Annotated in this window: 18 protein-coding genes; 14 read left to right on the top strand and 4 right to left on the bottom strand. The window is 61.3% G+C overall.

What is annotated here, in order from left to right; translation table 11 throughout:
* Positions 1-10 precede the first annotated feature (10 nt).
* The 3 genes from HU743_RS22375 to HU743_RS22385 all read left to right on the top strand — a co-directional run bounded on the left by HU743_RS22375 (position 11) and on the right by HU743_RS22385 (position 4,231).
* Positions 11-457 (top strand): DUF2946 domain-containing protein, encoded by a 447-nt coding sequence (locus tag HU743_RS22375; RefSeq protein ID WP_186651282.1) that lies wholly within the window; start codon positions 11-13, stop codon positions 455-457.
* A gap of 84 nt (positions 458-541) precedes the next feature.
* Positions 542-2,662 carry a TonB-dependent copper receptor gene (locus tag HU743_RS22380; RefSeq protein WP_186651283.1) on the top strand — a complete coding sequence of 707 codons (2,121 nt, stop codon included), beginning with the start codon at positions 542-544 and terminating at the stop codon, positions 2,660-2,662.
* Between the two features lie 195 nt (positions 2,663-2,857).
* On the top strand, positions 2,858-4,231 hold the full coding sequence (locus HU743_RS22385) for a PepSY domain-containing protein (protein ID WP_186651285.1): 1,374 nt from the start codon (positions 2,858-2,860) through the stop codon (positions 4,229-4,231).
* Positions 4,232-4,283: 52 nt separating this feature from the next.
* On the opposite strand, the gene HU743_RS22390 is transcribed toward HU743_RS22385, so the two are convergent.
* Positions 4,284-8,972, bottom strand: a complete 4,689-nt coding sequence (locus tag HU743_RS22390; RefSeq protein ID WP_273508901.1) for a DUF4329 domain-containing protein — start codon at positions 8,970-8,972, stop codon at positions 4,284-4,286.
* 308 nt (positions 8,973-9,280) lie between these two features.
* Here HU743_RS22390 and urtA point away from each other — a divergent pair, with 308 nt between their 5' ends.
* From urtA to ureC, 11 genes are all read left to right on the top strand, one after another.
* A complete protein-coding gene (gene urtA / locus HU743_RS22395) occupies positions 9,281-10,546 on the top strand; it encodes an urea ABC transporter substrate-binding protein (protein WP_186547534.1) in 1,266 nt (421 codons plus the stop codon).
* A 231-nt stretch (positions 10,547-10,777) separates the two neighbouring features.
* The gene (urtB, locus tag HU743_RS22400; RefSeq protein ID WP_186651289.1) at positions 10,778-12,280 is read left to right on the top strand and encodes an urea ABC transporter permease subunit UrtB; all 1,503 of its coding nucleotides are present in this window, start codon (positions 10,778-10,780) and stop codon (positions 12,278-12,280) included.
* Positions 12,280-13,359, top strand: a complete 1,080-nt coding sequence (gene urtC, locus HU743_RS22405; protein WP_186620481.1) for an urea ABC transporter permease subunit UrtC — start codon at positions 12,280-12,282, stop codon at positions 13,357-13,359. The genes urtB and urtC overlap by 1 nt, the downstream gene beginning before the upstream one ends.
* 23 nt (positions 13,360-13,382) lie before the next feature.
* Complete coding sequence (urtD, locus tag HU743_RS22410; RefSeq protein ID WP_172667907.1) at positions 13,383-14,225, top strand: urea ABC transporter ATP-binding protein UrtD; 843 nt, start codon at positions 13,383-13,385, stop codon at positions 14,223-14,225.
* Between the two features lie 116 nt (positions 14,226-14,341).
* Entirely contained in the window at positions 14,342-15,040 is a 699-nt protein-coding gene (urtE, locus tag HU743_RS22415) for an urea ABC transporter ATP-binding subunit UrtE (protein ID WP_186651291.1), read from the top strand.
* 44 nt (positions 15,041-15,084) lie between these two features.
* Complete coding sequence (locus HU743_RS22420; protein WP_186651293.1) at positions 15,085-15,924, top strand: urease accessory protein UreD; 840 nt, start codon at positions 15,085-15,087, stop codon at positions 15,922-15,924.
* A gap of 160 nt (positions 15,925-16,084) precedes the next feature.
* The gene (gene ureA / locus HU743_RS22425; RefSeq protein WP_003221215.1) at positions 16,085-16,387 is read left to right on the top strand and encodes an urease subunit gamma; all 303 of its coding nucleotides are present in this window, start codon (positions 16,085-16,087) and stop codon (positions 16,385-16,387) included.
* A 9-nt stretch (positions 16,388-16,396) separates the two neighbouring features.
* Entirely contained in the window at positions 16,397-16,930 is a 534-nt protein-coding gene (locus tag HU743_RS22430) for a GNAT family N-acetyltransferase (protein ID WP_186651296.1), read from the top strand.
* A 5-nt stretch (positions 16,931-16,935) separates the two neighbouring features.
* Entirely contained in the window at positions 16,936-17,472 is a 537-nt protein-coding gene (locus HU743_RS22435; RefSeq protein ID WP_186651298.1) for a GNAT family N-acetyltransferase, read from the top strand.
* Positions 17,469-17,777, top strand: a complete 309-nt coding sequence (locus tag HU743_RS22440) for an urease subunit beta (RefSeq protein WP_186651300.1) — start codon at positions 17,469-17,471, stop codon at positions 17,775-17,777. Before HU743_RS22435 ends, HU743_RS22440 begins: the two co-directional genes overlap by 4 nt.
* 170 nt (positions 17,778-17,947) lie before the next feature.
* Positions 17,948-19,648, top strand: coding sequence for an urease subunit alpha (gene ureC / locus HU743_RS22445; RefSeq protein WP_186651301.1), 1,701 nt, complete (start codon positions 17,948-17,950; stop codon positions 19,646-19,648).
* Positions 19,649-19,826: 178 nt separating this feature from the next.
* Here the strand turns inward: ureC and HU743_RS22450 are convergent, their stop codons facing one another.
* The 3 genes from HU743_RS22450 to HU743_RS22460 all read right to left on the bottom strand — a co-directional run bounded on the left by HU743_RS22450 (position 19,827) and on the right by HU743_RS22460 (position 22,891).
* Positions 19,827-21,413: a hypothetical protein gene (locus HU743_RS22450; protein ID WP_238351778.1), complete on the bottom strand. Its 1,587-nt coding sequence runs from the start codon at positions 21,411-21,413 to the stop codon at positions 19,827-19,829.
* Positions 21,414-21,617: 204 nt separating this feature from the next.
* Complete coding sequence (locus HU743_RS22455; RefSeq protein WP_186651303.1) at positions 21,618-21,923, bottom strand: chaperone modulator CbpM; 306 nt, start codon at positions 21,921-21,923, stop codon at positions 21,618-21,620.
* 23 nt (positions 21,924-21,946) lie between these two features.
* The gene (locus HU743_RS22460; protein ID WP_186623831.1) at positions 21,947-22,891 is read right to left on the bottom strand and encodes a DnaJ C-terminal domain-containing protein; all 945 of its coding nucleotides are present in this window, start codon (positions 22,889-22,891) and stop codon (positions 21,947-21,949) included.
* Positions 22,892-23,150: the final 259 nt, after the last annotated feature.

The raw sequence follows: 23,150 nt of genomic DNA on the forward strand, positions 1-23,150 counted from the left end.
GACTTCGCCCATGCGTGCGCTGCGCATCAGGCCATTCACGCAACGCCGTCAGGCTCCACACCTGAGCCGCGGCAGCTGGATCGCCCTGTTCGCCATGTTGATGATCTTCATCGGCCCACTGATTTCTCAGTCGATGCCGATGGATCAACACGCCTCGACATCAATGCCAATCAGCCTGGACATGTCGATGGACATGCCGGGCATGGACCACAGCGGCCATGACGCCAAGCCCGCTGCCGAGCATTGCCCGCCGCAATCCTCGCATCATGTGCTCTGGGAAAAGTGCGGCTATTGCAGCCTGCTGTTCAATTGCCCGGCACTGACCAGCGGCGGCGACTTCATCGCCTTCAACATCCCGCCGCTGAATACCTTCACCGCGCCCTCGCCGCGTCTGGGCCATGCCCGCCAACCCTTCTTCCCCGGCGCTCGCACCCGCGCCCCGCCCATCGCCGCGTAAACCCGCACCTTTGATTGCACACGGTTGAGAAGACAGCTCCAGGCTGCCGGCCGTGTTGTTGACGACTGTTCGATGGAAATTGTCATGTCCAGGTTTACTGCTGTTTCACGCGTGGATTCTGCCCGCGCGTTTTTTGCCGCGAGCGAATCGCCGATTCGTTTCAGGCACGCGACTGCCGCTCTTTGCGGCGTACTGCTGGCGCCATTGGCGCTGGCCGATGATCATGCCGCGCACCGCGACGAACTGAGCCCGACGGTGATCACCGCGATCGCCCCGAGTTCGCCGCTGACCATCGTCACCAACCCCAAGGACCCGCGCCAGCCGGTGCCGGCCAGTGACGGTGGCGACTATCTGAAAACCATTCCCGGCTTCGCCCTGGTGCGCAATGGCGGCACCAATGGCGATCCGGTGCTGCGCGGGATGTTCGGTTCACGCCTGAACATCCTCACCAACGGCAGCATGATGCTGGGTGCCTGCCCGGGCCGGATGGACGCGCCGACTTCTTATATCTCCCCGGAAACCTACGACCAGCTCACCGTGATCAAAGGCCCGCAAACCGTGCTTTGGGGACCGGGCGCATCGGCCGGCACGGTGCTGTTCGACCGTGAGCCGGAGAGCTTCGGCGAACTCGGCACCCGGGTGAACGCGAGCATTCTGGCCGGCTCCCATGGGCGTTTCGATAAAGTTGTGGACGCTGCTGCCGGCGGGCCGTTGGGCTACGTGCGGGTGATCGGCAACACCGCGCATTCCGACGATTACCGCGACGGCAACAACGACATCGTCGCCTCGCGCTATGACAAGTGGAACGGTGACATCGCCCTCGGCTGGACGCCGGGTGCCGACACGCTGATCGAACTCACTGCCGGCAAGGGCGACGGCGAGGCGCGCTACGCCGGGCGTGGCATGGACGGTTCGCAGTTCCTGCGCGAGAGCCTCGGCCTGCGCTTCGAAAAGTCCAATGTCACTGACGTGCTGGAGAAGTTCGAAGCGCAGGTCTATTACAACTACGCCGACCACGTGATGGACAACTACACCCTGCGCACGCCCTCCGGCACCGGCATGATGGCGGGGCCCATGGCGTCCAACGTCGATCGCCGCACCCTCGGTGCACGCATCAAGGCGACCTGGCGCTGGGCAGACATTGAGCTGATCACCGGACTCGACGCGCAGACTAACGAGCATCGCCAACGCAGTGCCATGGGCATCGATACCTACAAGCATCTGCCCTACAGCAAGGACGCCGATTTCCACAACTACGGCGTGTTCAGCGAAATGACCTGGTACGCCGCCGAGCGTGATCGCCTGGTCAGCGGCGCGCGGCTTGACCGAGCCTCGGCCAGGGATTATCGGCAGAACATCGGTTCGGGGATGATGGCCCGCGCCAACCCGACCGCCGACGATACCCGCGCCGATACCCTGCCAAGCGGCTTCGTGCGCTACGAGCATGACCTGGCCGACAGCCCGACCACGCTTTACGCGGGCCTGGGCCACGCGCAACGCTTCCCGGATTACTGGGAGCTGTTTTCGCCCAAGTCCGGCCCGGCCGGTTCGGTCAACGCGTTCGATTCGATCAAACCGGAAAAGACCACACAGCTCGATTTCGGCGTGAACTACAAAAGCGCCGGACTCGAGGCCTGGGCCTCGGGCTATCTCGGCGTGGTGCGCGATTACATCCTGTTCGATTACACCCCGGGAATGATGGGCATGAGCACATCCCGCGCCGAGAACATCGACGCGCGGATCATGGGCGGTGAGCTCGGTGCCGCTTACAAGCTCAGCGAACGCTGGAAGGCCGATGCGACCCTGGCCTACGCCTGGGGCAAGAACAGCAGCGACGGCACGGCCCTTCCGCAAATGCCGCCACTGGACGCACGTTTCGGCCTGACCTACAGCGAAGACCACTGGAGCACCGGGGCGCTGTGGCGCGTGGTGGCCGCGCAACACCGCATCGATCAGAACAAGGGCAACGTGGTCGGCAAGGATTACACCCAGAGCTCGGGTTTCGGCGTGTTTTCGCTCAACGCTGCCTACCGGATCAACCGGCACTGGAAGGTCAGCAGCGGCGTCGACAACCTGTTCGGCAAGGCTTACGCCGAACACCTGAACCTGGCGGGCAACGCCGGATTCGGCTACCCGGCCAATGACCCGCAAGCGATTAATGAACCGGGGCGCACGCTCTGGACCAAAGCGGATATGAGTTTCTAACGCACCAACAGAAATTTCTGGTGTGAACACTGCCCTGTGGCGAGGGAGCTTGCTCCCGCCGGGGCGCGCAGCGGCCGCTCTGTTGAGTTGCAAAGCCAGGGCCTGCTTCGCAGGCCAGCGGGAGCAAGCTCCCTCGCCACAGATGTGCAATCCAGACAGACAACGAAAAGAACCAAGCCTAGCGGAGCACACGTGATGCAAAAGCCCCAACCGAACTTCTACAACCTGGCCTGGCGTTGGCATTTTTATGCCGGTCTGTTCGTCGCGCCATTCATGGTCATGCTGGCGCTGACCGGGATCATTTACCTGTTCAAGCCGCAGCTCGATTCATTGATGTACAGCAGCCTGCTTGAAGTGCCGAGCGGGCACCACACCGTGCCGGCCGATGACTTGCTGCAACGGGTCAAAAACGCTTATCCACAAGGTCAGGTAACGCAATACCTGCCCCCGCCGAACGCCGAGCGCAGCGCGCAATTCGTGGTGAAGAATGCCGGCCACGAACTCAACGTGTTCGTCGATCCCTACCACGGCGACATCCTCGGCGAGCAGGATGCCAAGCAAAACCTGCAAGCCATCGCCCGCGCGATTCACGGTGAATTGATGATCGGCACCGTCGGCGATCGCCTGATCGAAATGGCCGCCGGCTGGGGCGTGGTGCTGGTGGTGTCCGGTCTGTTCCTGTGGTGGCCGCGCGGTCAGGCCTCCGGCATTCTGTGGCCACGGCTGAACAGCCGCGGCCGCGTGTTATGGCGCGATCTGCACGCGGTCACCGGCTTCTGGGGCGCGACCTTGTTGCTGCTGATGCTGCTCAGCGGCATGACCTGGACCGGCTTCTGGGGCAAGCAATACGCGCAGGTCTGGAACGTGTTCCCGGCGGCGATGTGGGAGAACGTGCCGACCTCGGACATCGAAGCCCGCAGCCTCAACAGCACCACTCGCCAGACCGTGCCCTGGGCGATGGAAAACACACCGATGCCGATGTCCGGCGACCACGCCGAACACATGGCCCACGGCAACGCCCACGCCGGTCCAGCCGCCCCCGACGTCAGCCTGCAAGCGGTGCAGGACATCGCCAGCGAACGCAAGGTCGAACCCGGCTACAGCATCACCCTGCCGACCACCGCCACCGGCGTGTTCACCATCGCCGTATTCGCCGACGACCCACGCAACGACGCGACGCTGCATGTCGATCAGTACACCGGCAAGGTCCTCGCCGATGTGCGTTTCGAGCACTACGGCACGGTCGCCCGAGCCACCGAAATCGGCGTGATGCTTCACGAAGGCAAAATGTTCGGCACTTTCAACCAGATCGTCGTGCTGCTGATTTGCCTGATGATCCTGCTCAGCGCCGTCAGCGGTGTGGTGATCTGGTGGAAGCGCCGCCCCGAAGGCAAGTTTGGCGTGCCGCCGCTGCGCCATGATCTGCCGACATGGAAAACCGGCGTGGCGATCATGCTGGTACTGGCCGTGGTGTTTCCGTTGGTGGGGGCTTCGCTGGTGGTGGTGTGGTTGCTCGATCGGTTTGTGCTGCCGCGAGTCGCCCGGCGCACGGCTGATATGCCACGCTGAGATAAGTGGAGCGGGCCGTTTCTACTGCCCGCTCCAGCTTTTTTATGCAGACTTACAACTCATCGCGCAGCCTGACAGGCCCCGGAGTCGGGCTCTGCTGACGTCGGGTCCGCCAGGTGTTGCCCATGCGGCCGGTCTGATGCCAGTAATGGCCGGCTACCAACACCCTGAAATCACCCAGTTCCATTAGCCGTGCCAGAAACTCCCCGGGACTGAGCCGGCTCACCCAGCGTCCGCCCTCAAACGTCACAGCCCGGGTCGACAACAGATCTTTTTCCGCCTGCGAGTACACAGGGGTGTACTTGAGCAGCACGCCATGCGGTGTCGAATAGTAATAGTCCTGGATACTCAGGCCTTTCTCGACAGGCTCGTGGGTATGCGCAAACACCAGCGCAGGCGAGGCGAAATTCGCGTACACCTGATCGGCATCCGGCACCAGCAGGGTGTTGCCTGAGACGTGGAATTGATGGGTGGCCATCAGCGCATATCCCGCAGGGTAACGCGGCGCCGGGTTGCGCCAACTGACGGCAGAATCTGCCCCGGTGCGGACTATGCGCACCAGCGGATTTTCGTCGCCGACGACATAAACCATCGGCTCCAGTGGCACAAATCGGCCGCTGGACTGCTGCGCCAGAACCGCGCCCTCGTAACCGGTGTCGACCACGGCGTCATCCGTTCGCTGATGGGCATAGCGGGCCGCGTCGTCGGGATGATGGAATATCGGCCCCAGCGCCGGAACCGGATGGTCCCGCCAGCGTTGCTCGGCGCGGACATCGGCCTGACGCGGCTGCCAGTCTTGCGCCACTTGGCCATGACGCGACCAGTATGCGCTGGTCTCGATCACGTCGAGCTGGCCGGCGTGGGCCATCCGGCGCAGATAGTCGGCAAACCGGAAGGTGCCGCTGGCAATGTCACGCTCATCGGCCGCCGCCTGCTCCATCGATACAAAGGCGTTGGGGCGCAACTCGATCTGGCCGAAGCGGTCGTGGAACTCACCGGGTTCGAACGCATGGAGTTGCAGGCGCAAGAGCGCGCCGTCGGCGCAAGAGAAATAGATGGGCCTGTATCCCTGTGGTGTATTGGCCTGCGCACACGCCCGCTGCACGTCGCTCGGGGGGAAACAGAAATACTGCAAATCATCGTTCGGCGCGCCAAGAGCCGGCAGTGCCGAGCGCAGATAAATCCCGTACAGGGCAAACCCTTCAGTGAGCTTGCCTTGCTCGAATACCCGATCAAGTGCCAGCGCCGACTTTTGCACTTCGACTGGCAGGCTGGCGATGTACAAACCCTGCGGCGAGCAGGAGATGAAACCGAAGGTCTGGGTGTCTCGACTCAGCAAAGCCTCGTGAACATACCGCGCAGCCGCATCGGCCTGAACAAATGCCGGGCTGCACGCCGGAGCGCTCGTGGCTTTGCTGTAACCCGACGGCGGCGGCAGGCTGATCGAAGAGGTCGGCCACTCGTTCACCGTACCGGGCATGCCCCACAGCAAACTGCCGACCACCACATGCAGATGACCGGCCTTGGCCAGAGCGTCGACCCACGCAGAGGGCAGCAACTCGCCACTGTGAATGCATTGTTTGATTTTTTTCGCATCGAACGACTCAGGCACCGCCTGGTACTCGGCGAGGGTAAACAGAAAATCAATGAACAACTGATCCCACAGGCCTGGCTCATAACGAATCAAGGCACCGTCCGGCGCGAACAGGTATTCACTCAAGTGCCTGTCCCGCAGGTGCACAAATGCCGAATACAGCGTGTGGACCGAGAGCATGTTGGCGTAGATCTGCTTTTCTACTGACGACAACAGCACTGAAAGTTCTCTGGCGACTCTTGAGCGATAACGTGCGATCACCTGGCAGCCTGCCGGAAACGAGCCGAGTGCCGGATTCTCCTCCGGGTAGATTTCGCCGATGTCAAAATCCTCCCGGGATATTTCGATGGGCGTGGTCGCGACATACAAGCCGTCAGGCCTTTTCAGGATTACGCCGCCATGAGGCTTTTGTGTCATGCCGGGTATAAGCCCTTTGGCATATACCGCTGCGTCATCGGCGCTTTGAAACACCGGCGTCAGCGCCTGGCGTAGCGGGTAGGCACTCGGTTGCCAGTCGGTCGTGACAAGGCCCGCCCTGTCCCAGCACCGGCTCGTGCGCATGACCGTCAGTTCGCCGCTGCTGCCGACGACCCGGACAAAGTCCTCTGCCTGCATCAATCCCTGGACAAGATTGCGCTTGAGCGTGTCCAGCCGCAGCAGCGGTGAATCGTCATCAAACAGCGTGCTGGTGGTGTGTTTTACATATTTGAGCAGGGCACCATCGTGGGTGGAGATATACAGCGCAGCCGTTGCCAATGGCGCGAGCGAGCGACGGCGCGCGTAATACACCGAGATCGCCAGATCGTCAGGCGCGATAAAGTGCTGCGCCAGCCAGGCATCGGCAACATTCGCCGGCAGCTTTACCCGTTGGCGCGAGTAGAAGCAGGCGTGCAGGTGAAAGCCTTGCGGGTATTGGTACCAGGGTGGCGTTCGCTGCACACCGAACACGGCTTGCAGCTGGAATACGTTGTTGCGCTGGTCGCTGACGGGCACCACTTCACTGGCAATGTAGGCTTCGCGATTGTCGTGCTTGAGGATGAAGCCGAACCACGGACGAGCCTGATCCTGTAGCCGCGTGTCGTGCGCATAGCGGTCCAGCGCCGCGTCATCGGCACTGGAGAAAATTGCGCCAAAGGACACTGGTTCAGGGCGCCTCAGGGTTAAAACCGCAGTCAGCAGCGGCGCAGACCACGTCGCCGCTATTTGCCCACGGCCGCCCCACAGAGTGTTGTCCAGCAGGGTCGTCATGCGAGCGGCCGCGGCCTGCTCGCGAATCAACGCTTCAGGCAGGACAGTGCCATTGTCCAATCCCGCCGCCAATGCACCGGGCTGTTCGGGCGTGCCCAGACGACTAGACAAATCGCGCGCCAACGCTGTTGCGGACGGTTGATAGCTGATCAGACTGTTTGGCGCGCCTGAAACATACAGCGCGATGTTGTCGAGCAACACCTGCCGGGTCTCTTCGACACTGAGCATCTGCAGGCTCAAGGCAGCCTGCTGACGACTCCAGTGCAAACTTTGAACGTGCAACGGGTCGAGCCGCGACAAGGCTTCGTGGGCGACATACCGGGCATGCAGCACGCAATCGTCGGGGAAAATCGGCCTCCCGTTGCTGTCGAGGGGATAGAGCGTGCCCAGCCTCAGCGAAGCGATGTCTCCCGCCAGCGGTTCGGTCGCAACAAACCCTTCTGGAGTCTGAAAGACATAGCCGACGCGCTGACGCTCGCGGCGCTCGCCAATCTGTTCGTGGGCATACCGCGCGGCATCGTCCGCCGATAAAAATGAGCGACTCAGCACCGGCCAGGGAAAGTCCGCGTATGGCGTCCAGTCGAGGTCGACCCGACCGAGCCGCGCCCACAGCGGGCTACCCCGCAGTACCTCAACGGTACCTGCGAGGACCAGCATCGCGACAAATTCGCGCGGACGCAGGGCGCCGCTCGCCAGTTTCGCCTGCACGCCGCCATCGCCAATTGTTCCGTCGGCCTGGGCAACACTCAGCGCCGCTTCGATCGGGCTGCCACTGAAGGTGTATTTCAGCATTGCGGCGTCCTTTGTCTGCAAGTACAACGACAACGGTTCGCCGGGGGCGGACAGCTGCCGGCTTTTGCCATGGCAGGCGACGGCCCAGGCGATTGCCTGTGGCGTGAAGAAACTCTCGTATAACCACGGTTGGGTGGCAGGTAATTGCGCGCGGGGCGGTCCGGACGCGTCATAAAAACCCTCCAGCGCGTAACCGTCCGGAAGCTTCAGCTGACCACTCTCGCCGGGCGGAAACAACCGCGCAGGGTCCCACGCCGCCAGACCGGCCGGGCGTGCGAGTGTTGCGACGAACTCCTTGCCTGCACGTTTGCGCAGCACCAGACCCGAAGTCTGCGTGCCCTTGAGCTTCAACGCAGCCAGCACTGCCCGTTCGGCACTGACGCAGACGCGGGTCATCAGTGGCATCTCGCGCACCACGCCTTGGGCAAAGGCTTTGCCCCGCTGCCAATTACGTGGCACAACGCCGACAGAGTTACCCCAATCAGCATTGGAAACGACCACCTTGAGTTCACCGACAGTGGCAAACTTTCTGATGATGCTTGGCACGTCATAGGTCCCGTGCGGATGGCCGGGAGGTGAACCCGCGTCGTGCCAGCTGTAATAGTTGAATTCTTCCTCCGAACCGCTGGGCGAATACTTCAGCAAGGTGCCATCGGGGCCAGAAAGATAAACACTGGGGAAGATCTCCTGATTAGCCACATCGCCAATGAAATCCTCACTGGAGAAGAAGTTGATGAACAGCCGCAGGTTCATTTCATCCAGATCCGGATAAAGCTTGCGAAAGACTCCATGGCGAGGCGGATGGCTGTGAATGTTGGCTGCGAAGCTGTAGCCCTTGGGTGGAACCAGCAAGCCCGACGCATCGAGTTCGATAATGGTGGTCAGGTCGAAGCTGCTGACATCGCCAGCAATGGGTGAAGTGACAACGAACTTACCGTCCGGACGCTGCAGAATCACACTTCCATATTCTCTGTCCGCCTGGAGCGGAATACGCAAATGAACCCAATAAGCAGCATCCTCTTGCGTAAGGAACGCGGGACTTAAAGGTGGGAGTTTTTTTGTCGCGGAACCCGCCGCACGGCCAGACCGGCCCGACACATCATTCATAAGACATCCTGCGCAAAAGAAATCGGCATACACATCGAATGAGTGTCTGCCCGTCCCGCGCGCAGGCTGCGGTAGATACTTATCGTTTCTGTATCGATTTGCGCGCCTGCGACCGGCGCCCCAATCTGGCGCACCCCGTTGCACCAGCGCCCCCGCAATGTTCGTTGCTGGTGCGCGCCCTCTGCGCGCAACCGCTCTAAAACGACATTTTGCTGCCTGGACCCGACCGGGCACAGCCCTTGCAAAACAGCCCTTCAGTCGTCCGCCTCTGCCAACCAGAAAAATTAAATGTTCACGGAGATCGCACAATGAAGCGTCGCAGTTTGATCAAGGCTTTCACACTCTCGGCAAGCATTGCCGCGATGGGCATGACCTGGACTGTCCAGGCGGCCGAAACCATCAAGGTGGGAATTCTGCATTCGTTGTCCGGGACCATGGCGATCTCCGAAACATCGCTCAAGGACATGGCGCTGATGACCATCGACGAGATCAACGCCAAGGGCGGCGTCAATGGCAAGCAACTCGAAGCCGTCGTGGTCGATCCAGCGTCGAACTGGCCGCTGTTCGCGGAAAAGGGCCGGCAACTGCTGACCCAGGACAAGGTGGCGGTGGTGTTCGGTTGCTGGACCTCGGTGTCGCGCAAGTCGGTGCTGCCAGTGTTTGAAGAACTCAACGGCCTGCTGTTCTACCCGGTGCAGTACGAAGGCGAAGAGATGTCGCCGAACGTCTTTTACACCGGCGCCGCGCCAAACCAGCAAGCGATCCCGGCGGTTGAATACCTGATGAGCGAAGAAGGCGGCAGCGCCAAGCGCTACTTCCTGCTCGGCACCGACTACGTCTATCCGCGTACCACCAACAAGATCTTGCGCTCGTTCCTGCATTCCAAAGGCGTGGCCGACAAAGACATCGAAGAGGTTTACACACCGTTCGGTCACAGCGACTACCAGACCATCGTTGCCAACATCAAAAAGTTCTCCGCCGGGGGCAAGACCGCCGTTATTTCTACGGTCAACGGCGATTCCAACGTGCCGTTCTATAAAGAGCTGGCCAACCAGGGCCTGAAGGCCACCGACGTACCGGTGGTGGCGTTCTCGGTCGGCGAAGAAGAACTGCGCGGCATCGACACCAAACCACTGGTGGGCAACCTCGCGGCGTGGAACTACTTCGAGTCGGTGGAAAATCCAGCGAACAAGAAATTCGTCGCCGACTGGAAAGCCTACGCCAAGAAACACAACCTGCCGGGCGCCGACAAAGCGGTGACCAACGACCCGATGGAAGCCACTTACGTCGGTATCCACATGTGGGCGCAGGCGGTCGAGAAAGCCAAGTCCACTGACGTCGACAAGGTTCGTGAAGCGCTGGCCGGGCAGACGTTTGCCGCACCGTCGGGCTACACCCTGACCATGGACAAGACCAACCACCACTTGCACAAGCCGGTGATGATCGGCGAGATCCAGAGCGACGGTCAGTTCAACGTGGTGTGGCAGACCGAAGGCCCGATTCGCGCCCAACCGTGGAGCCCGTTCATTCAGGGCAACGACAAGAAGCCGGATTATGCGGTGAAGAGCAACTGAGTCATTGGGCTTGATGGTTTGATCAGGCCCGGCACAACTCCCTGTCGGGATGGTTTTCTGTGGCGAGGGAGCTTGCTCCCGCTGGGTTGCGAGGCAGCCCCAAAAACTGGCGACTACGGCGTATCAGGTACACCGAGTGCAATGTTTTGCCGACTGCTGCGCAGCCGAGCGGGAGCAAGCTCCCTCGCCACAAAAGCCTGCTTTCACATAAGTCTGCGCAAGGCCACACCTATGCCCACTGCCCTTTACCGATTTATCTGCGTACTCGCACTTTTGCTGCCGATGTTGGCCCACGCCGGCGACGCCGAAGACTTCGTCGCGGCCAATCCCATGCAGCAGGCCAAACTGCTGGAAGCCTGGGCTGCGCAGCCCGACCCGGCCCGTATCGAATTGCTCAACGCCCTGCAGCAAGGCGAGCTGAGCATCGACGGTGAAACCAGAACCCTGCGCCTGAATAATCGCCTGCGAGGTCTGATCGACACCGCCATGGCCAGCCATCAATTGCTCGCCGCTGACGCCAAGCTCCGTCTGAGCGCCGCGCAGCAATTGCAGAAAAGCGCAAAACCGGCACAGCTGAAATTTCTCGACCAGCAACTCGCCGCTGAGAAAGACGCAAGCGTTCACGCCGCCCTGAGTCTGGCGCTGGCCAATCTGCAATTGGTCGACAGCGACCCGGCAGTGCGTCTCGCCGCCGTGCGTCTACTCGGCGAAACCGGCGACCCGCTGGCGCGCACGCGCCTGGAAGGTCTGCTCGAACCCGGTGTTGAAAGCGATGCCGGCGTGCGCACGGCCGCCGAAACCAGCCTCGCCCAGGTCAAGCGCAAACTGCTGATTGGCGAAGTGCTCGGCCAAGCGTTCAGCGGTATGTCGCTCGGTTCGATTCTGTTACTCGCCGCCCTCGGTCTGGCGATCACCTTCGGCCTGCTCGGGGTGATCAACATGGCCCACGGCGAAATGCTGATGCTCGGCGCCTACTCGACCTACGTGGTGCAGTTGATGTTCCAGCGTTACGCCCCGCAAGCCATCGAGTTCTATCCGCTGATCGCATTGCCGGTGGCGTTTTTCGTCACCGCCGCCATCGGCATGGCACTGGAGCGCACGGTGATTCGCCACCTCTACGGTCGGCCGCTGGAAACCCTGCTCGCGACCTGGGGCATCAGCCTGATGCTGATCCAACTGGTGCGTTTGCTGTTCGGCGCGCAGAACGTTGAAGTGGCCAACCCGGCGTGGCTGTCCGGCGGCATCCAAGTGCTGCCAAACCTGGTGCTGCCGTACAACCGCATCGTCATCATCGCTTTCGCGCTATTCGTCGTCGCGCTGACCTGGCTGCTGCTGAACAAGACCCGCCTGGGTCTCAACGTGCGCGCCGTCACCCAGAACCGCAACATGGCCGCCTGCTGCGGCGTGCCGACCGGGCGGGTCGACATGCTCGCCTTCGGCCTCGGTTCGGGCATCGCCGGCCTCGGTGGTGTCGCACTGAGCCAGATCGGCAACGTCGGCCCCGACCTCGGTCAGAGCTACATCATCGACTCGTTCCTGGTGGTGGTACTCGGCGGCGTCGGCCAACTGGCGGGCAGCGTGCTCGCCGCGTTTGGCTTAGGGATCGCCAACAAGATTCTCGAACCGCAGATCGGTGCGGTGCTCGGCAAGATCCTGATCCTCGCGCTGATCATTCTGTTTATCCAGAAACGTCCGCAAGGCCTCTTCGCACTGAAAGGACGGGTGATCGACTGATGAACCAGCCTCTACTTGTCACCGCCACACAAAAGGCCGGGCCGAAAGTCACGTTTGCCATCGGTGGCGTAGTCCTCGCGTTGCTGATCGTCTTGCCGTTGCTGTCGCTGCTCGCGCCGGACCATGCCCTGCACGTTTCGGCTTATACCCTGACACTCGTGGGCAAGATTCTCTGCTACGCCATCGTCGCCCTGGCGCTGGATCTGGTCTGGGGTTACGCCGGTCTGCTGTCGCTGGGCCACGGTTTGTTCTTCGCCCTCGGCGGCTACGCGATGGGCATGTACCTGATGCGTCAGGCTGCTGGGGATGGCTTGCCGGCGTTCATGACCTTTTTGTCGTGGAGCGAACTGCCGTGGTACTGGACCGGCACCAGCAGTTTCCTCTGGGCGATGTGCCTGGTGGTGCTGGCGCCGGGTCTGCTGGCGCTGGTGTTCGGTTTCTTCGCCTTCCGTTCGCGGATCAAAGGCGTGTATTTCTCGATCATGACCCAGGCCCTGACGTTCGCCGGCATGCTTCTGTTTTTCCGCAACGAGACCGGGTTTGGCGGCAACAACGGCTTTACCAATTTCCGCACGATTCTCGGTTTCGGCATTACCGAACCGGGCACCCGTGCGGTGTTGTTTCTGGCCACTGTGCTGTTGCTGGTGGCCAGCCTGTTCATTGGCTGGCGACTGGCGCAAAGCAAATTCGGGCGAGTGCTGACGGCGCTGCGTGATGCGGAAAACCGCCTGATGTTCTGCGGCTACGACCCGCGCGGTTTCAAGCTGTTTGTCTGGGTGTTGAGTGCGGTGTTGTGCGGTCTCGCTGGAGCGCTGTATGTGCCACAGGTGGGCATTATCAACCCCAGCGAAATGTCGCCGACCAACTCCATCGAAGCGGCGGTGTGGGTCGCCCTCGGCGGGCGCGGCACCCTGATCGGCCCGCTGCTCGGCGCCGGCGTGGTCAACGGCATGAAGAGCTGGTTCACCGTGGCCTTCCCGGAATACTGGCTGTTCTTCCTCGGCGCGCTGTTCATCGTCGTGACGCTGTACCTGCCCAAAGGCGTGATCGGTCTGCTGAAAAAACGAGGTGAATCATGAGAGTGACAGCGAGTGCTGAATTCATGCTGGAACCGGCGTTCTTTCCCGTCGAGCCGAACAAGGACGAGGGCACCAGCCGCGACTCGATCGGCCTCGGCCAGCGCGTCGGCCCGGGCCTCGACACCCGCCACGGCACGATCCTCACACTGGAAGACATCAGCGTCAGCTTCGACGGCTTTCGTGCACTGAACAATCTCAACCTGTACATCGGCGTCGGTGAACTGCGCTGCATCATCGGCCCCAACGGTGCCGGAAAAACCACCTTGATGGACGTCATCACCGGCAAGACCCGGCCCAGCCACGGCAAGGCCTGGTTCGGTGAAACCCTCGACCTGACGCAGATGAGCGAAGTGCAGATCGCCCAGTCCGGGATTGGCCGCAAGTTTCAGAAGCCGACCGTGTTCGAAGCCCTGAGCGTGTTTGAAAACCTTGAGCTGGCGCAGAAGACCGACAAATCGGTGTGGGCCAGTTTGCGCGCGCGTTTAAGCGGCGAACAGAAGGACCGCATCAGCGAAGTGCTGGAGACGATTCGCCTGACCACCTCGGTCAATCGCCAGGCCGGGCTGTTGTCCCACGGGCAGAAGCAGTTTCTGGAGATCGGCATGTTGCTGATGCAGGACCCGCAACTGCTGTTGCTCGACGAGCCGGTAGCGGGCATGACCGATGCCGAAACCGAGTTTACTGCCGAGCTGTTCAAGTCGCTGGCGGGCAAACATTCGTTGATGGTGGTGGAGCATGACATGGGCTTCGTCGGCTCGATTGCCGACCACGTCACGGTGCTGCATCAGGGCAGCGTGTTGGCTGAAGGCTCGCTGGAACAGGTGCAGGCCGATGAGCGAGTAATTGAGGTTTATTTGGGACGGTGAATCGGCCAGCTGCAAGCGGCAAGCTTCAAGCGGCAAGTAAAAGCCAAGTCATACACCGCCCTGCTCTTGCTCGCGGCTTGAAGCTCAAAGCTTGCAGCTCAACTAACGGAGTTCCGATGCTACAGGTCCAACAACTTCATCAATACTACGGCGGTAGTCACATCCTGCGCGGCCTGAGCTTTGACGTGAAGGTCGGCGAAGTCACCTGCCTGCTCGGCCGTAACGGCGTGGGCAAGACCACCCTGCTCAAATGCCTGATGGGCCTGCTGCCGGCCAAGGACGGCGCGGTGAGCTGGGAAGGCAAACCGATTACCTCGTTCAAGCCGCATCAGCGGGTGCACGCCGGCATCGCCTACGTGCCGCAGGGTCGGGAAATTTTCGGCCGCCTGACCGTGGAAGAAAATTTGTTGATGGGCCTGTCGCGTTTTCCCGGCTCCGAAGCCAAAGAAGTTCCAGCGTTCATCTACGAACTGTTCCCGGTGCTGCTACAAATGAAGCAGCGTCGTGGCGGCGATCTGTCCGGCGGTCAGCAACAGCAACTGGCGATCGGCCGAGCGCTGGCCAGCCGTCCGCGCTTGCTGATTCTTGATGAGCCCACCGAAGGCATTCAACCGTCGGTGATCAAGGAGATCGGCGCGGTGATCAAGCAACTCGCGGCACGGGGCGACATGGCGATTTTGCTGGTCGAGCAGTTCTACGATTTCGCCGCCGAACTGGCCGATCAATACCTGGTGATGTCTCGCGGTGAGATCGTCCAGCAGGGTCGCGGTGAAAATATGGAGGCCGAAGGTGTACGCGGACTGGTCACGATCTAACGCGGCGGTCTAATCTGTAGCTTCCTAACGATAATCACAAAACCATGAATTCGATTGTTGCACCTGCCCTGTTTACCCCGAGCTGGCACGCCGAGCTGGAACTGGCTTACGCGCGTTTTGGCGATTGCACGCGCCCGATCCAGCGGCGTCACCTCGGCCCGTTGCGGGTGCAAAAGCACCTGTATGCCGAAGGCCCTGAAGTTTGCCAGCACATCATTGTCCACCCACCGGGCGGGATCGCCGGGGGCGACCGGCTGAACATCAGCGCCCGCGTCGAACACAACGCCTGGGCGCAAATCACCAGTCCCGGCGCCGCCAAGTGGTATCGCGCAGCAGGCCCGGCCTATCAGCAACTCGACTTGCAGGTCGCGGCTGGCGCGACGCTGGAATGGCTGCCGCAGGAAACCATCGTCTACAGCGCCGCGCAGGCTGAACTCACCACAACGATCGAGCTTGAAGGCGACGCGCGGCTGTTCTACTGGGACGTGGTGGCGCTGGGTCGCCCGGCCAGTGGCGAGCGTTTTGACCTCGGGCATTTTCAGGCGCACCTGGATATTCGCCGCGACGGCCGGTTGCTCTGGCATGAACGGCAGCGCATTGTCGGCGCGGATGGTTTGCTTGATTCGCCGATCGGTCTGGATGGGCAACCGGTGTTTGCGACGCTGTTGGTCACCGGTGAGATCGATGCCGAGCTGCTGGAGCGTTGCCGCTCGCTGGGGCATGCGGTGCGTGGGGATCTGACCCAGTTGCCGGGGTTAGTGGTGGCGCGGTGTCTGGCCTCTGAAGCATTACTCGCCCGGGCGTGGCTGATTGATTTATGGCGACTGCTCAGACCTGCGCTGCTCGGCCGCGAAGCGATGCCACCACGAATCTGGAACACCTGAAATGCATTCCCCCTGTAGGAGTGAGCCTGCTCGCGATAGCGGTGTGTCAGCCAAAAAATAATGAAATGACACACCGCTATCGCGAGCAGGCTCACTCCTACAGGGGAATGTGTTTGCAACCCTGAATAATTTTTCAATCTGCCCTGATGGAACCCCGACAATGGACCTGACCCCACGCGAAAAAGACAAGCTGCTGATCTTCACCGCCGGCCTCGTCGCCGAGCGGCGGCTGGCCCGCGGCGTGAAGCTCAACTACCCGGAAGCCATGGCCTACATCTCCGCCGCGCTGCTCGAAGGCGCCCGCGACGGCCAGACCGTGGCCGAGCTGATGCACTACGGCACCACCCTGCTCAGCCGCGAGCAAGTGATGGAAGGCATCCCGGAAATGATCCCGGAAATCCAGGTCGAGGCGACGTTTCCCGACGGCACCAAACTGGTCACCGTCCACCAGCCAATCGTCTGAGGCCGCGCCATGACTTACAGCATCCGCGATGCGACTCAGGCCGACCTGCCGGCGATCCGTGACATCTATAACGACGCCGTGCTCAACACCACGGCAATCTGGAATGAACAGGCCGTCGACCTCGCTAACCGCCAGGCGTGGTTCAGCGCGCGTCAGGCTCAGGCTTATCCGGTTCTCGTGATCGTCGACGGCGACAAAGGCGTACTCGGCTACGCTTCGTTCGGCGACTGGCGGCCGTTCGACGGGTTCCGCCACACCGTCGAACACTCGGTGTACGTGCGCAGCGACCAGCGCGGCAACGGCCTCGGCCCGCAACTGATGACTGCGCTGATCGAACGGGCAAAAACCTGCAACAAGCATGTCATGGTCGCCGCGATCGAAAGCGGCAACGCCGCCTCGATTCGTCTGCATCAGCGCGCCGGTTTCATCGTCACCGGGCAGATGCCGCAAGTCGGTACCAAGTTCGGTCGCTGGCTCGACTTGACCTTCATGCAATTGACCCTCAATCCCGGCGCAGAGCCGCCTGACGCCCACAAGGAGTGACACTGATGAACGCTGCCCAACTGCGTCGCGTCAACGCTGAAAGTTTTGCCCATTACCGTCAGGGCCTGATCGATCTGCTGCTCGACGCTGTGGGATACGGCGCCAGCGTCGGCTTCATGGGCGATCTCGATGCCGCGCAGGCGCACGCCTATTTCGATGACGTCCAGGACAACGTGAACAAAGGCCATGTGCTGCTCTGGGTGGTGGTCAAGGACGAACAGGTCCAGGCCAGCGTGCAGTTGGCGCTGTGCCAGAAGGCCAACGGCTTGAATCGCGCCGAAGTGCAGAAACTGCTGGTGCGCGAAGACGCCCGCCGCCGCGGCCTCGGTCAGCAATTGATGAGTGCGCTGGAGCTTGAGGCGCGCCATCTCAAGCGCGGCCTGATCTACCTCGACACGGAAGCAGGCTCGCCGGCTGAAGCGTTCTATCAAGCCCTGGGTTATATCCGCGCCGGCGAAATTCCCGACTACGCCTGTGACCCGAACGGCACTTACCGCCCGACCGCTCTCTATTACAAGATTCTGCAAGGAGCCCAGCCATGATTCCCGGCGAATACCAGATCCAGCCCGGCGACATCGAACTCAACGCCGGCCGTCGCACCGTCAGCCTGAATGTCGCCAACAGCGGCGACCGGCCGATCCAGGTCGGCTCGCACTATCACTTTTTCGAAACCAACGACGCGCTGACCTTCGACCGCGCGGCCAGTCGCGGCATGCGCCTGAATATTCCCGCCGGCACCGCTGTGCGCTTTGAGCCAGGGCAAAGCCGCGAAGTCGAGCTGGTCGATTACGCCGGACATCGCCGGGTGTTCGGCTTTGCCGGACGCATCATGGGTGATCTCGACTGAGGCGCACACAATCCTGTGGCGAGGGAGCTTGCTCCCGCTCGAGTGCGTAGCACTCGCCAACCCGGGGAACGCGGTATGTCTGAAAGAAATCATTGGCAGGTTTTTGGGCTGCTGCGCAGCCCAGCGGGAGCAAGCTCCCTCGCCACAATAAATTTGTGCAAGGAATTGAAATGAAAATCTCCCGTCAAGCCTACGCCGACATGTTCGGCCCCACCGTCGGCGACAAGGTGCGCCTGGCCGATACCGAACTGTGGATCGAAGTCGAGAAGGACTTCACCACCTACGGCGAAGAGGTGAAATTCGGCGGCGGCAAAGTCATCCGCGACGGTCAGGGCCAGAGCCAGTTGCTCGCCGCCGAGGTGGTCGACACGCTGATCACCAACGCGCTGATCATCGACCACTGGGGCATCGTCAAGGCGGACGTCGGCCTCAAGGACGGGCGCATCGCCGGCATCGGCAAGGCCGGCAACCCCGACGTCCAGCCCGGCGTGACCATCGCCATCGGCGCCGGCACCGAAGTGATTGCCGGCGAAGGCATGATCCTCACCGCAGGTGGCATCGACACGCACATCCATTTCATTTGCCCGCAGCAGATCGAAGAAGCCTTGATGAGCGGCGTCACCACCATGATCGGCGGCGGCACGGGACCTGCCACCGGGACCAACGCCACCACCTGCACGTCGGGGCCATGGCATCTGGCGCGCATGCTCCAGGCCGCCGATGCGTTCCCGATGAACATCGGCCTCACCGGCAAGGGCAACGCCAGCCTGCCGGAACCGCTGATCGAGCAGGTCAGGGCCGGCGCCATCGGCCTCAAGCTGCACGAAGACTGGGGCACCACCCCGGCGAGCATCGACAACTGCCTCAACGTCGCCGATCAGTTCGACGTCCAGGTCGCAATCCACACCGACACCCTCAACGAATCCGGTTTCGTCGAAACCACCCTCGGCGCGTTCAAGGGTCGCACCATTCACACCTATCACACCGAAGGTGCCGGCGGCGGCCATGCGCCGGACATCATCAAGGCCTGCGGTTTCCCCAACGTGCTGCCGAGTTCGACCAACCCGACCCGACCGTTCACCCGCAACACCATCGACGAACACCTCGACATGCTGATGGTCTGCCACCACCTCGACCCGAGCATTGCCGAAGACGTCGCCTTCGCTGAAAGCCGCATCCGCCGCGAAACGATCGCCGCCGAAGACATCCTGCATGACCTCGGTGCGTTCTCGATGATCAGCTCCGACAGCCAGGCCATGGGCCGCGTCGGTGAAGTGATCACGCGCACCTGGCAGACCGCCGACAAAATGAAAAAACAGCGCGGCCCGCTGCCGCAGGACGGCGCAGGCAACGACAACTTCCGCGCCAAACGCTACATCGCCAAATACACCATCAACCCGGCGATCACCCATGGCATCAGCCATGAAGTCGGTTCAGTGGAAGTCGGCAAGTGGGCCGATCTGGTACTGTGGCGCCCGGCGTTTTTCGGCGTGAAACCGACGCTGATCCTCAAGGGCGGCGCGATTGCCGCCAGCCTCATGGGCGATGCCAACGCCTCTATTCCGACGCCACAACCGGTGCACTACCGACCGATGTTTGCCAGTTACGGCGGCTCGTTGCACGCGACCAGCCTGACCTTTATCAGCCAGGCCGCGCACGAAGCCGGGCTACCGGAAGCGCTTGGGCTGAAGAAAAAAATCGCCGTGGTGAAAGGCTGCCGCGACGTGCAGAAAACCGATCTGATTCACAACGACTATTTGCCGGACATCGACGTCGATCCGCAGACGTATCAGGTCAAGGCCGATGGTGTGTTGCTGTGGTGTGAGCCGGCAGAAACGCTGCCGATGGCGCAGCGTTACTTCCTCTTTTGATTAAGCCAGGATGCGGATACGAACGTGAAAATTCGTATCCGCAATCGGTCGGGCCAGTCAAGGAAACGCCCACGACATCTGCTGCTCGTCGTAGTTGTAGTTGTAGGTATCGCCAGCGGGTCGGGAGTGAAACGTCCCGGGCCATACCGTAACCGCGCCATAATGATGGCGGCCTGTCTCAGCCAAAGAACAATTCCAGATCTCTTGGCGAATAGTGGTAATTGAGCCTCAGTTCCTTGCCGGCAGGAATGTCGGCCGTCGCGAAAACAGTGCCCAATTCCAAACCTCGGCGTACCACTTGCGCGCCAGAACGATCCTCGACTTGCACCGCAAACGGCACGGTTTCAACGTTGTACCCACCGGGAGCCTGGCGTATTGGTCGGCCTTCGGTGTTGAAGACGAAGTTGCTGTTGATCCGGGAAACAATGTTATCGCCGACGATGGCAATTTTCACTTCGCGAGCTCGGCCGCTTTCTATCACGACGCCAGTAGCCGCCATCATCGCGAATACTTGTTCTTCACGCGAGAGAACAGCATAAGGCACCAGATCTCCGCCATAAACGCCAATGACTTCGCCTTTGGCTATTCGACGGTTCGCCACCACCATGGATTGACCCACAAGGGCTTTCTCGCCGGGCACTATGATGTCGGCTTCGGTAAAAGTGCGCAGTTGCAGTTTTTCTTCGTAAAGCCTGGCGACGGTTTCGAACCCTCCGGCTTTCAAGTAAGGCACAACCTGCGCCACGGTATAGACGTTGCCATTGGCCAGCGTCGAGCTGGGCTCGATTACCTTGAGGTACATGGGCTGACCATCTGCCCCTCTGATCGGATATTTGCCATTGTTGGCGCGGTTGTAGGAGCCCAGCTTGTTGTTTGCCGCTGAATAGGGCACGGGCTGGCGCATGAAGCTCAGTTCTTCACTGCCATAGGGCTTGAAGGGCATGGACTCGGAAGCCATTTCGAAGACCTCGTCGACAGAGGTTTTCCTGGGTGGGAGTTCCGGGGCCAGTACGAACTCTTCGTCGGACTCGTCAGCTTTCATGCCGCCTTTGCGGCCGCGACGTTTCCACACCCCGAGCGGGTCCGGCGCGGCGATGATTGCGCTACTGAGTAGCGTCGACGGATTGTTCGGGTCGAGTATGCGCAGCAGATAATGTTGTCCGTCGCCGGCATCGGGCCGCTGGGCCGTAAAATATTGTTTACCGTTGAACTCGATTTCCTGCGCTTTGCTTGCGGCTGAGCGCAAAACACTTGAATCAGACGTGTCCAACGGGTACCAGAAATCGTTCGCCGGACCTCGAACCAGAACTGGTCCGGATGGATTCAGTTCGCTTGACAACCTGGCCCTCTGCCGACCGGTGACAGGATCGAAAGCGACCTGCACTGTGCCGCCACCCTGAATATCGACGTAGCGACGGCCCTTGAAGACCCGGAATCCCTGCGCGTCGGCGCTGGGCAAGGCCATCAGCGTTGGAATCAGATAATCATGCAGCGACAGCGCTGCGACATCGGGGGCGGCGCCGGAAGTGATCAGCGCTTCGTGTACATGCACTCTCGGTATTGCCCCTGCCACGTCGACGTCGACGTTGGGTACCTTGCTGCTGCCTGCGGATGCATCAGCCGCAGCGCTTCGGGTTACAGAGCCCAGCGATGAACGCAGTGATGTTTCAGACTGCGGGACGGGGAGATCGGAGGCCAGGCGCGGGGTGTTTTGAACATCGCCTGTTACCCGGCCTGTGGTCGGGGGTTTTGCTTTCAATGGCATGAATACTCTTCCTTGCAAGTTTTAGCCGGCACCCGCCAACACGGATGGGCCATGATGATCGGCGTCCATTGCCGATCCTTGCGCGAAAAACTATCAGACCGAACTGGCGGTTAACACCACGTGAAACACCCGCAAACAAAACCCGATGGGAGCGAGCCTGCTCGCGAATGGGCAAACTCAGCCCATGGCAGACATCTGAACTGACTACTCAACCACCAACCGCCCCAACCGCTGACGCAGCATCCGGTTCTCGGCGCGCAACTCACGCACTTCCTCCAGCAGATCCAGCGCCAGCGCCACTCCTTCCCATTCCAGCTCCAAATCGCGGCGCAGCTTGGCGGCGCGCTTGGCCAAGGCCAGTTCGTAATCGGTGAAGCGCCATTCCCGGGGCTGTGCGCCCTGAGGTTCGAGGATGCCGTGTTCGACGATTTCGATCACGTAGACGTCCGTCAAATCGGCCGCCTCACAGAATTCTGCCAGGTCCAGTTGAACGCTCAGGGGGCTGCTCATGATGGGCTACTCCGTCGTCGGGTTCAGAAGTTCTCTCGCGGATTGAACGCAGCTTTTTTTGCCAGTTCCTGCCACAGCGCCTTGACCTCATCGTCAGACGTTTTCGGCATGACCGCTTTGAGTTGCACAAACAGATAACCGCGCTCGCCGGCCTTGTTCTTCAGACCATGGCCTTTGGCACGCATGCGCTGGCCGTTCTGGCTGCCGGCGGGCACCTTGAGGTTGATCTTGCCGGTCAGGGTCGGCACGGCCACTTCGGTGCCCAGCGCCAGCTCCCACGGGGCCAGCGGCAAGGTGATGATCAGGTTCTCGCCCTCGACATCGAACTTCGGGTGCGGCGCAAAACGAATGGTCAGGTACAGGTCGCCATTCGCCCCGCCGCCAACGCCCGGTGCGCCCTGGCCTTTGAGGCGGATGCGCTCGCCGTCGGCCACGCCGGCCGGAATCTTCACGTTCAGGCTCTTGCTGGTGTTGCTGACGTGCTGGCCGTTGGCGTTGTATTGCGGCACCTGAAAGGTGACTTTCTTCGACTCGTTGGCTAGGGTTTCTTCGAGGAAGACCGGCAGTTCCATTTCCACGTCTTGCCCTCGCCGTCCGCGTGATTGGCCGCCCTGCGCGCCACCGAAACCGGGGCCGCGGTTGCCGAAGATCGAACTGAAAAAGTCCGAGAAGTCGCCGGTATCGCCACCGCCACCGCCAAAACCGCCACGGCTCTGCCAGCCCGGTGGCCCCTGGAACGGCTGACCGTGCTGGCCATAACGGCGCAGTTCGTCGTATTCGGCGCGCTTGTCGGCGCTTTTCAGCGCTTCATAGGCTTCCGAGGCGTCCTTGAACTTGGCCTCGGCGTCCTTTTCCTTGCTGACATCGGGGTGGTATTTGCGCGCCAGCTTGCGATAGGCCGCCTTGATGGCCTTGTCGTCGGCTGTCGGCTCCACGCCGAGTATCTTGTAATAGTCTTTGAAGTCCATTGAAGGATCACCATCCGTTATCGATTTCGCGCCTGTCCCAGCGTGCGCCAATAGGCGCGTGCCGGGTTGACCGATCTCAAGGTTGTGACCGGGTGGCGCCGCAGAAGTTTATCGGCAGTGGACGGCGGTTCTTGCGACCGCCGGTGTGTCTGCCGGCCCATGCCAGCAAGTTTGGGGCGAACCGGCGATTTTCAACCGGTTCAGTCGCGAAATAGCAGATGACCGGCCTTCGAATCTGGCGCGCACTGACATACACTGC

This window comes from Pseudomonas sp. SWRI99, from assembly GCF_014270125.1.
Lineage (GTDB): Bacteria > Pseudomonadota > Gammaproteobacteria > Pseudomonadales > Pseudomonadaceae > Aquipseudomonas > Aquipseudomonas hamedanensis.

What these genes read in the sequence shown, in the direction of transcription:
- HU743_RS22375 (WP_186651282.1), top strand. Translation starts at nt 11, where the DNA reads ATGCGTGCGCTGCGCATCAGGCCATTCACGCAACGCCGTCAGGCTCCA.
- urtA (WP_186547534.1), top strand. Translation starts at nt 9,281, where the DNA reads ATGAAGCGTCGCAGTTTGATCAAGGCTTTCACACTCTCGGCAAGCATT.
- HU743_RS22385 (WP_186651285.1), top strand. Translation starts at nt 2,858, where the DNA reads ATGCAAAAGCCCCAACCGAACTTCTACAACCTGGCCTGGCGTTGGCAT.
- HU743_RS22435 (WP_186651298.1), top strand. Translation starts at nt 16,936, where the DNA reads ATGAACGCTGCCCAACTGCGTCGCGTCAACGCTGAAAGTTTTGCCCAT.
- HU743_RS22430 (WP_186651296.1), top strand. Translation starts at nt 16,397, where the DNA reads ATGACTTACAGCATCCGCGATGCGACTCAGGCCGACCTGCCGGCGATC.
- HU743_RS22420 (WP_186651293.1), top strand. Translation starts at nt 15,085, where the DNA reads ATGAATTCGATTGTTGCACCTGCCCTGTTTACCCCGAGCTGGCACGCC.
- ureA (WP_003221215.1), top strand. Translation starts at nt 16,085, where the DNA reads ATGGACCTGACCCCACGCGAAAAAGACAAGCTGCTGATCTTCACCGCC.
- urtE (WP_186651291.1), top strand. Translation starts at nt 14,342, where the DNA reads ATGCTACAGGTCCAACAACTTCATCAATACTACGGCGGTAGTCACATC.
- HU743_RS22455 (WP_186651303.1), bottom strand. Translation starts at nt 21,923, where the DNA reads ATGAGCAGCCCCCTGAGCGTTCAACTGGACCTGGCAGAATTCTGTGAG.
- urtC (WP_186620481.1), top strand. Translation starts at nt 12,280, where the DNA reads ATGAACCAGCCTCTACTTGTCACCGCCACACAAAAGGCCGGGCCGAAA.
- urtB (WP_186651289.1), top strand. Translation starts at nt 10,778, where the DNA reads ATGCCCACTGCCCTTTACCGATTTATCTGCGTACTCGCACTTTTGCTG.
- HU743_RS22440 (WP_186651300.1), top strand. Translation starts at nt 17,469, where the DNA reads ATGATTCCCGGCGAATACCAGATCCAGCCCGGCGACATCGAACTCAAC.
- HU743_RS22450 (WP_238351778.1), bottom strand. Translation starts at nt 21,413, where the DNA reads ATGCCATTGAAAGCAAAACCCCCGACCACAGGCCGGGTAACAGGCGAT.
- urtD (WP_172667907.1), top strand. Translation starts at nt 13,383, where the DNA reads ATGCTGGAACCGGCGTTCTTTCCCGTCGAGCCGAACAAGGACGAGGGC.
- HU743_RS22380 (WP_186651283.1), top strand. Translation starts at nt 542, where the DNA reads ATGTCCAGGTTTACTGCTGTTTCACGCGTGGATTCTGCCCGCGCGTTT.
- ureC (WP_186651301.1), top strand. Translation starts at nt 17,948, where the DNA reads ATGAAAATCTCCCGTCAAGCCTACGCCGACATGTTCGGCCCCACCGTC.
- HU743_RS22390 (WP_273508901.1), bottom strand. Translation starts at nt 8,972, where the DNA reads ATGAATGATGTGTCGGGCCGGTCTGGCCGTGCGGCGGGTTCCGCGACA.
- HU743_RS22460 (WP_186623831.1), bottom strand. Translation starts at nt 22,891, where the DNA reads ATGGACTTCAAAGACTATTACAAGATACTCGGCGTGGAGCCGACAGCC.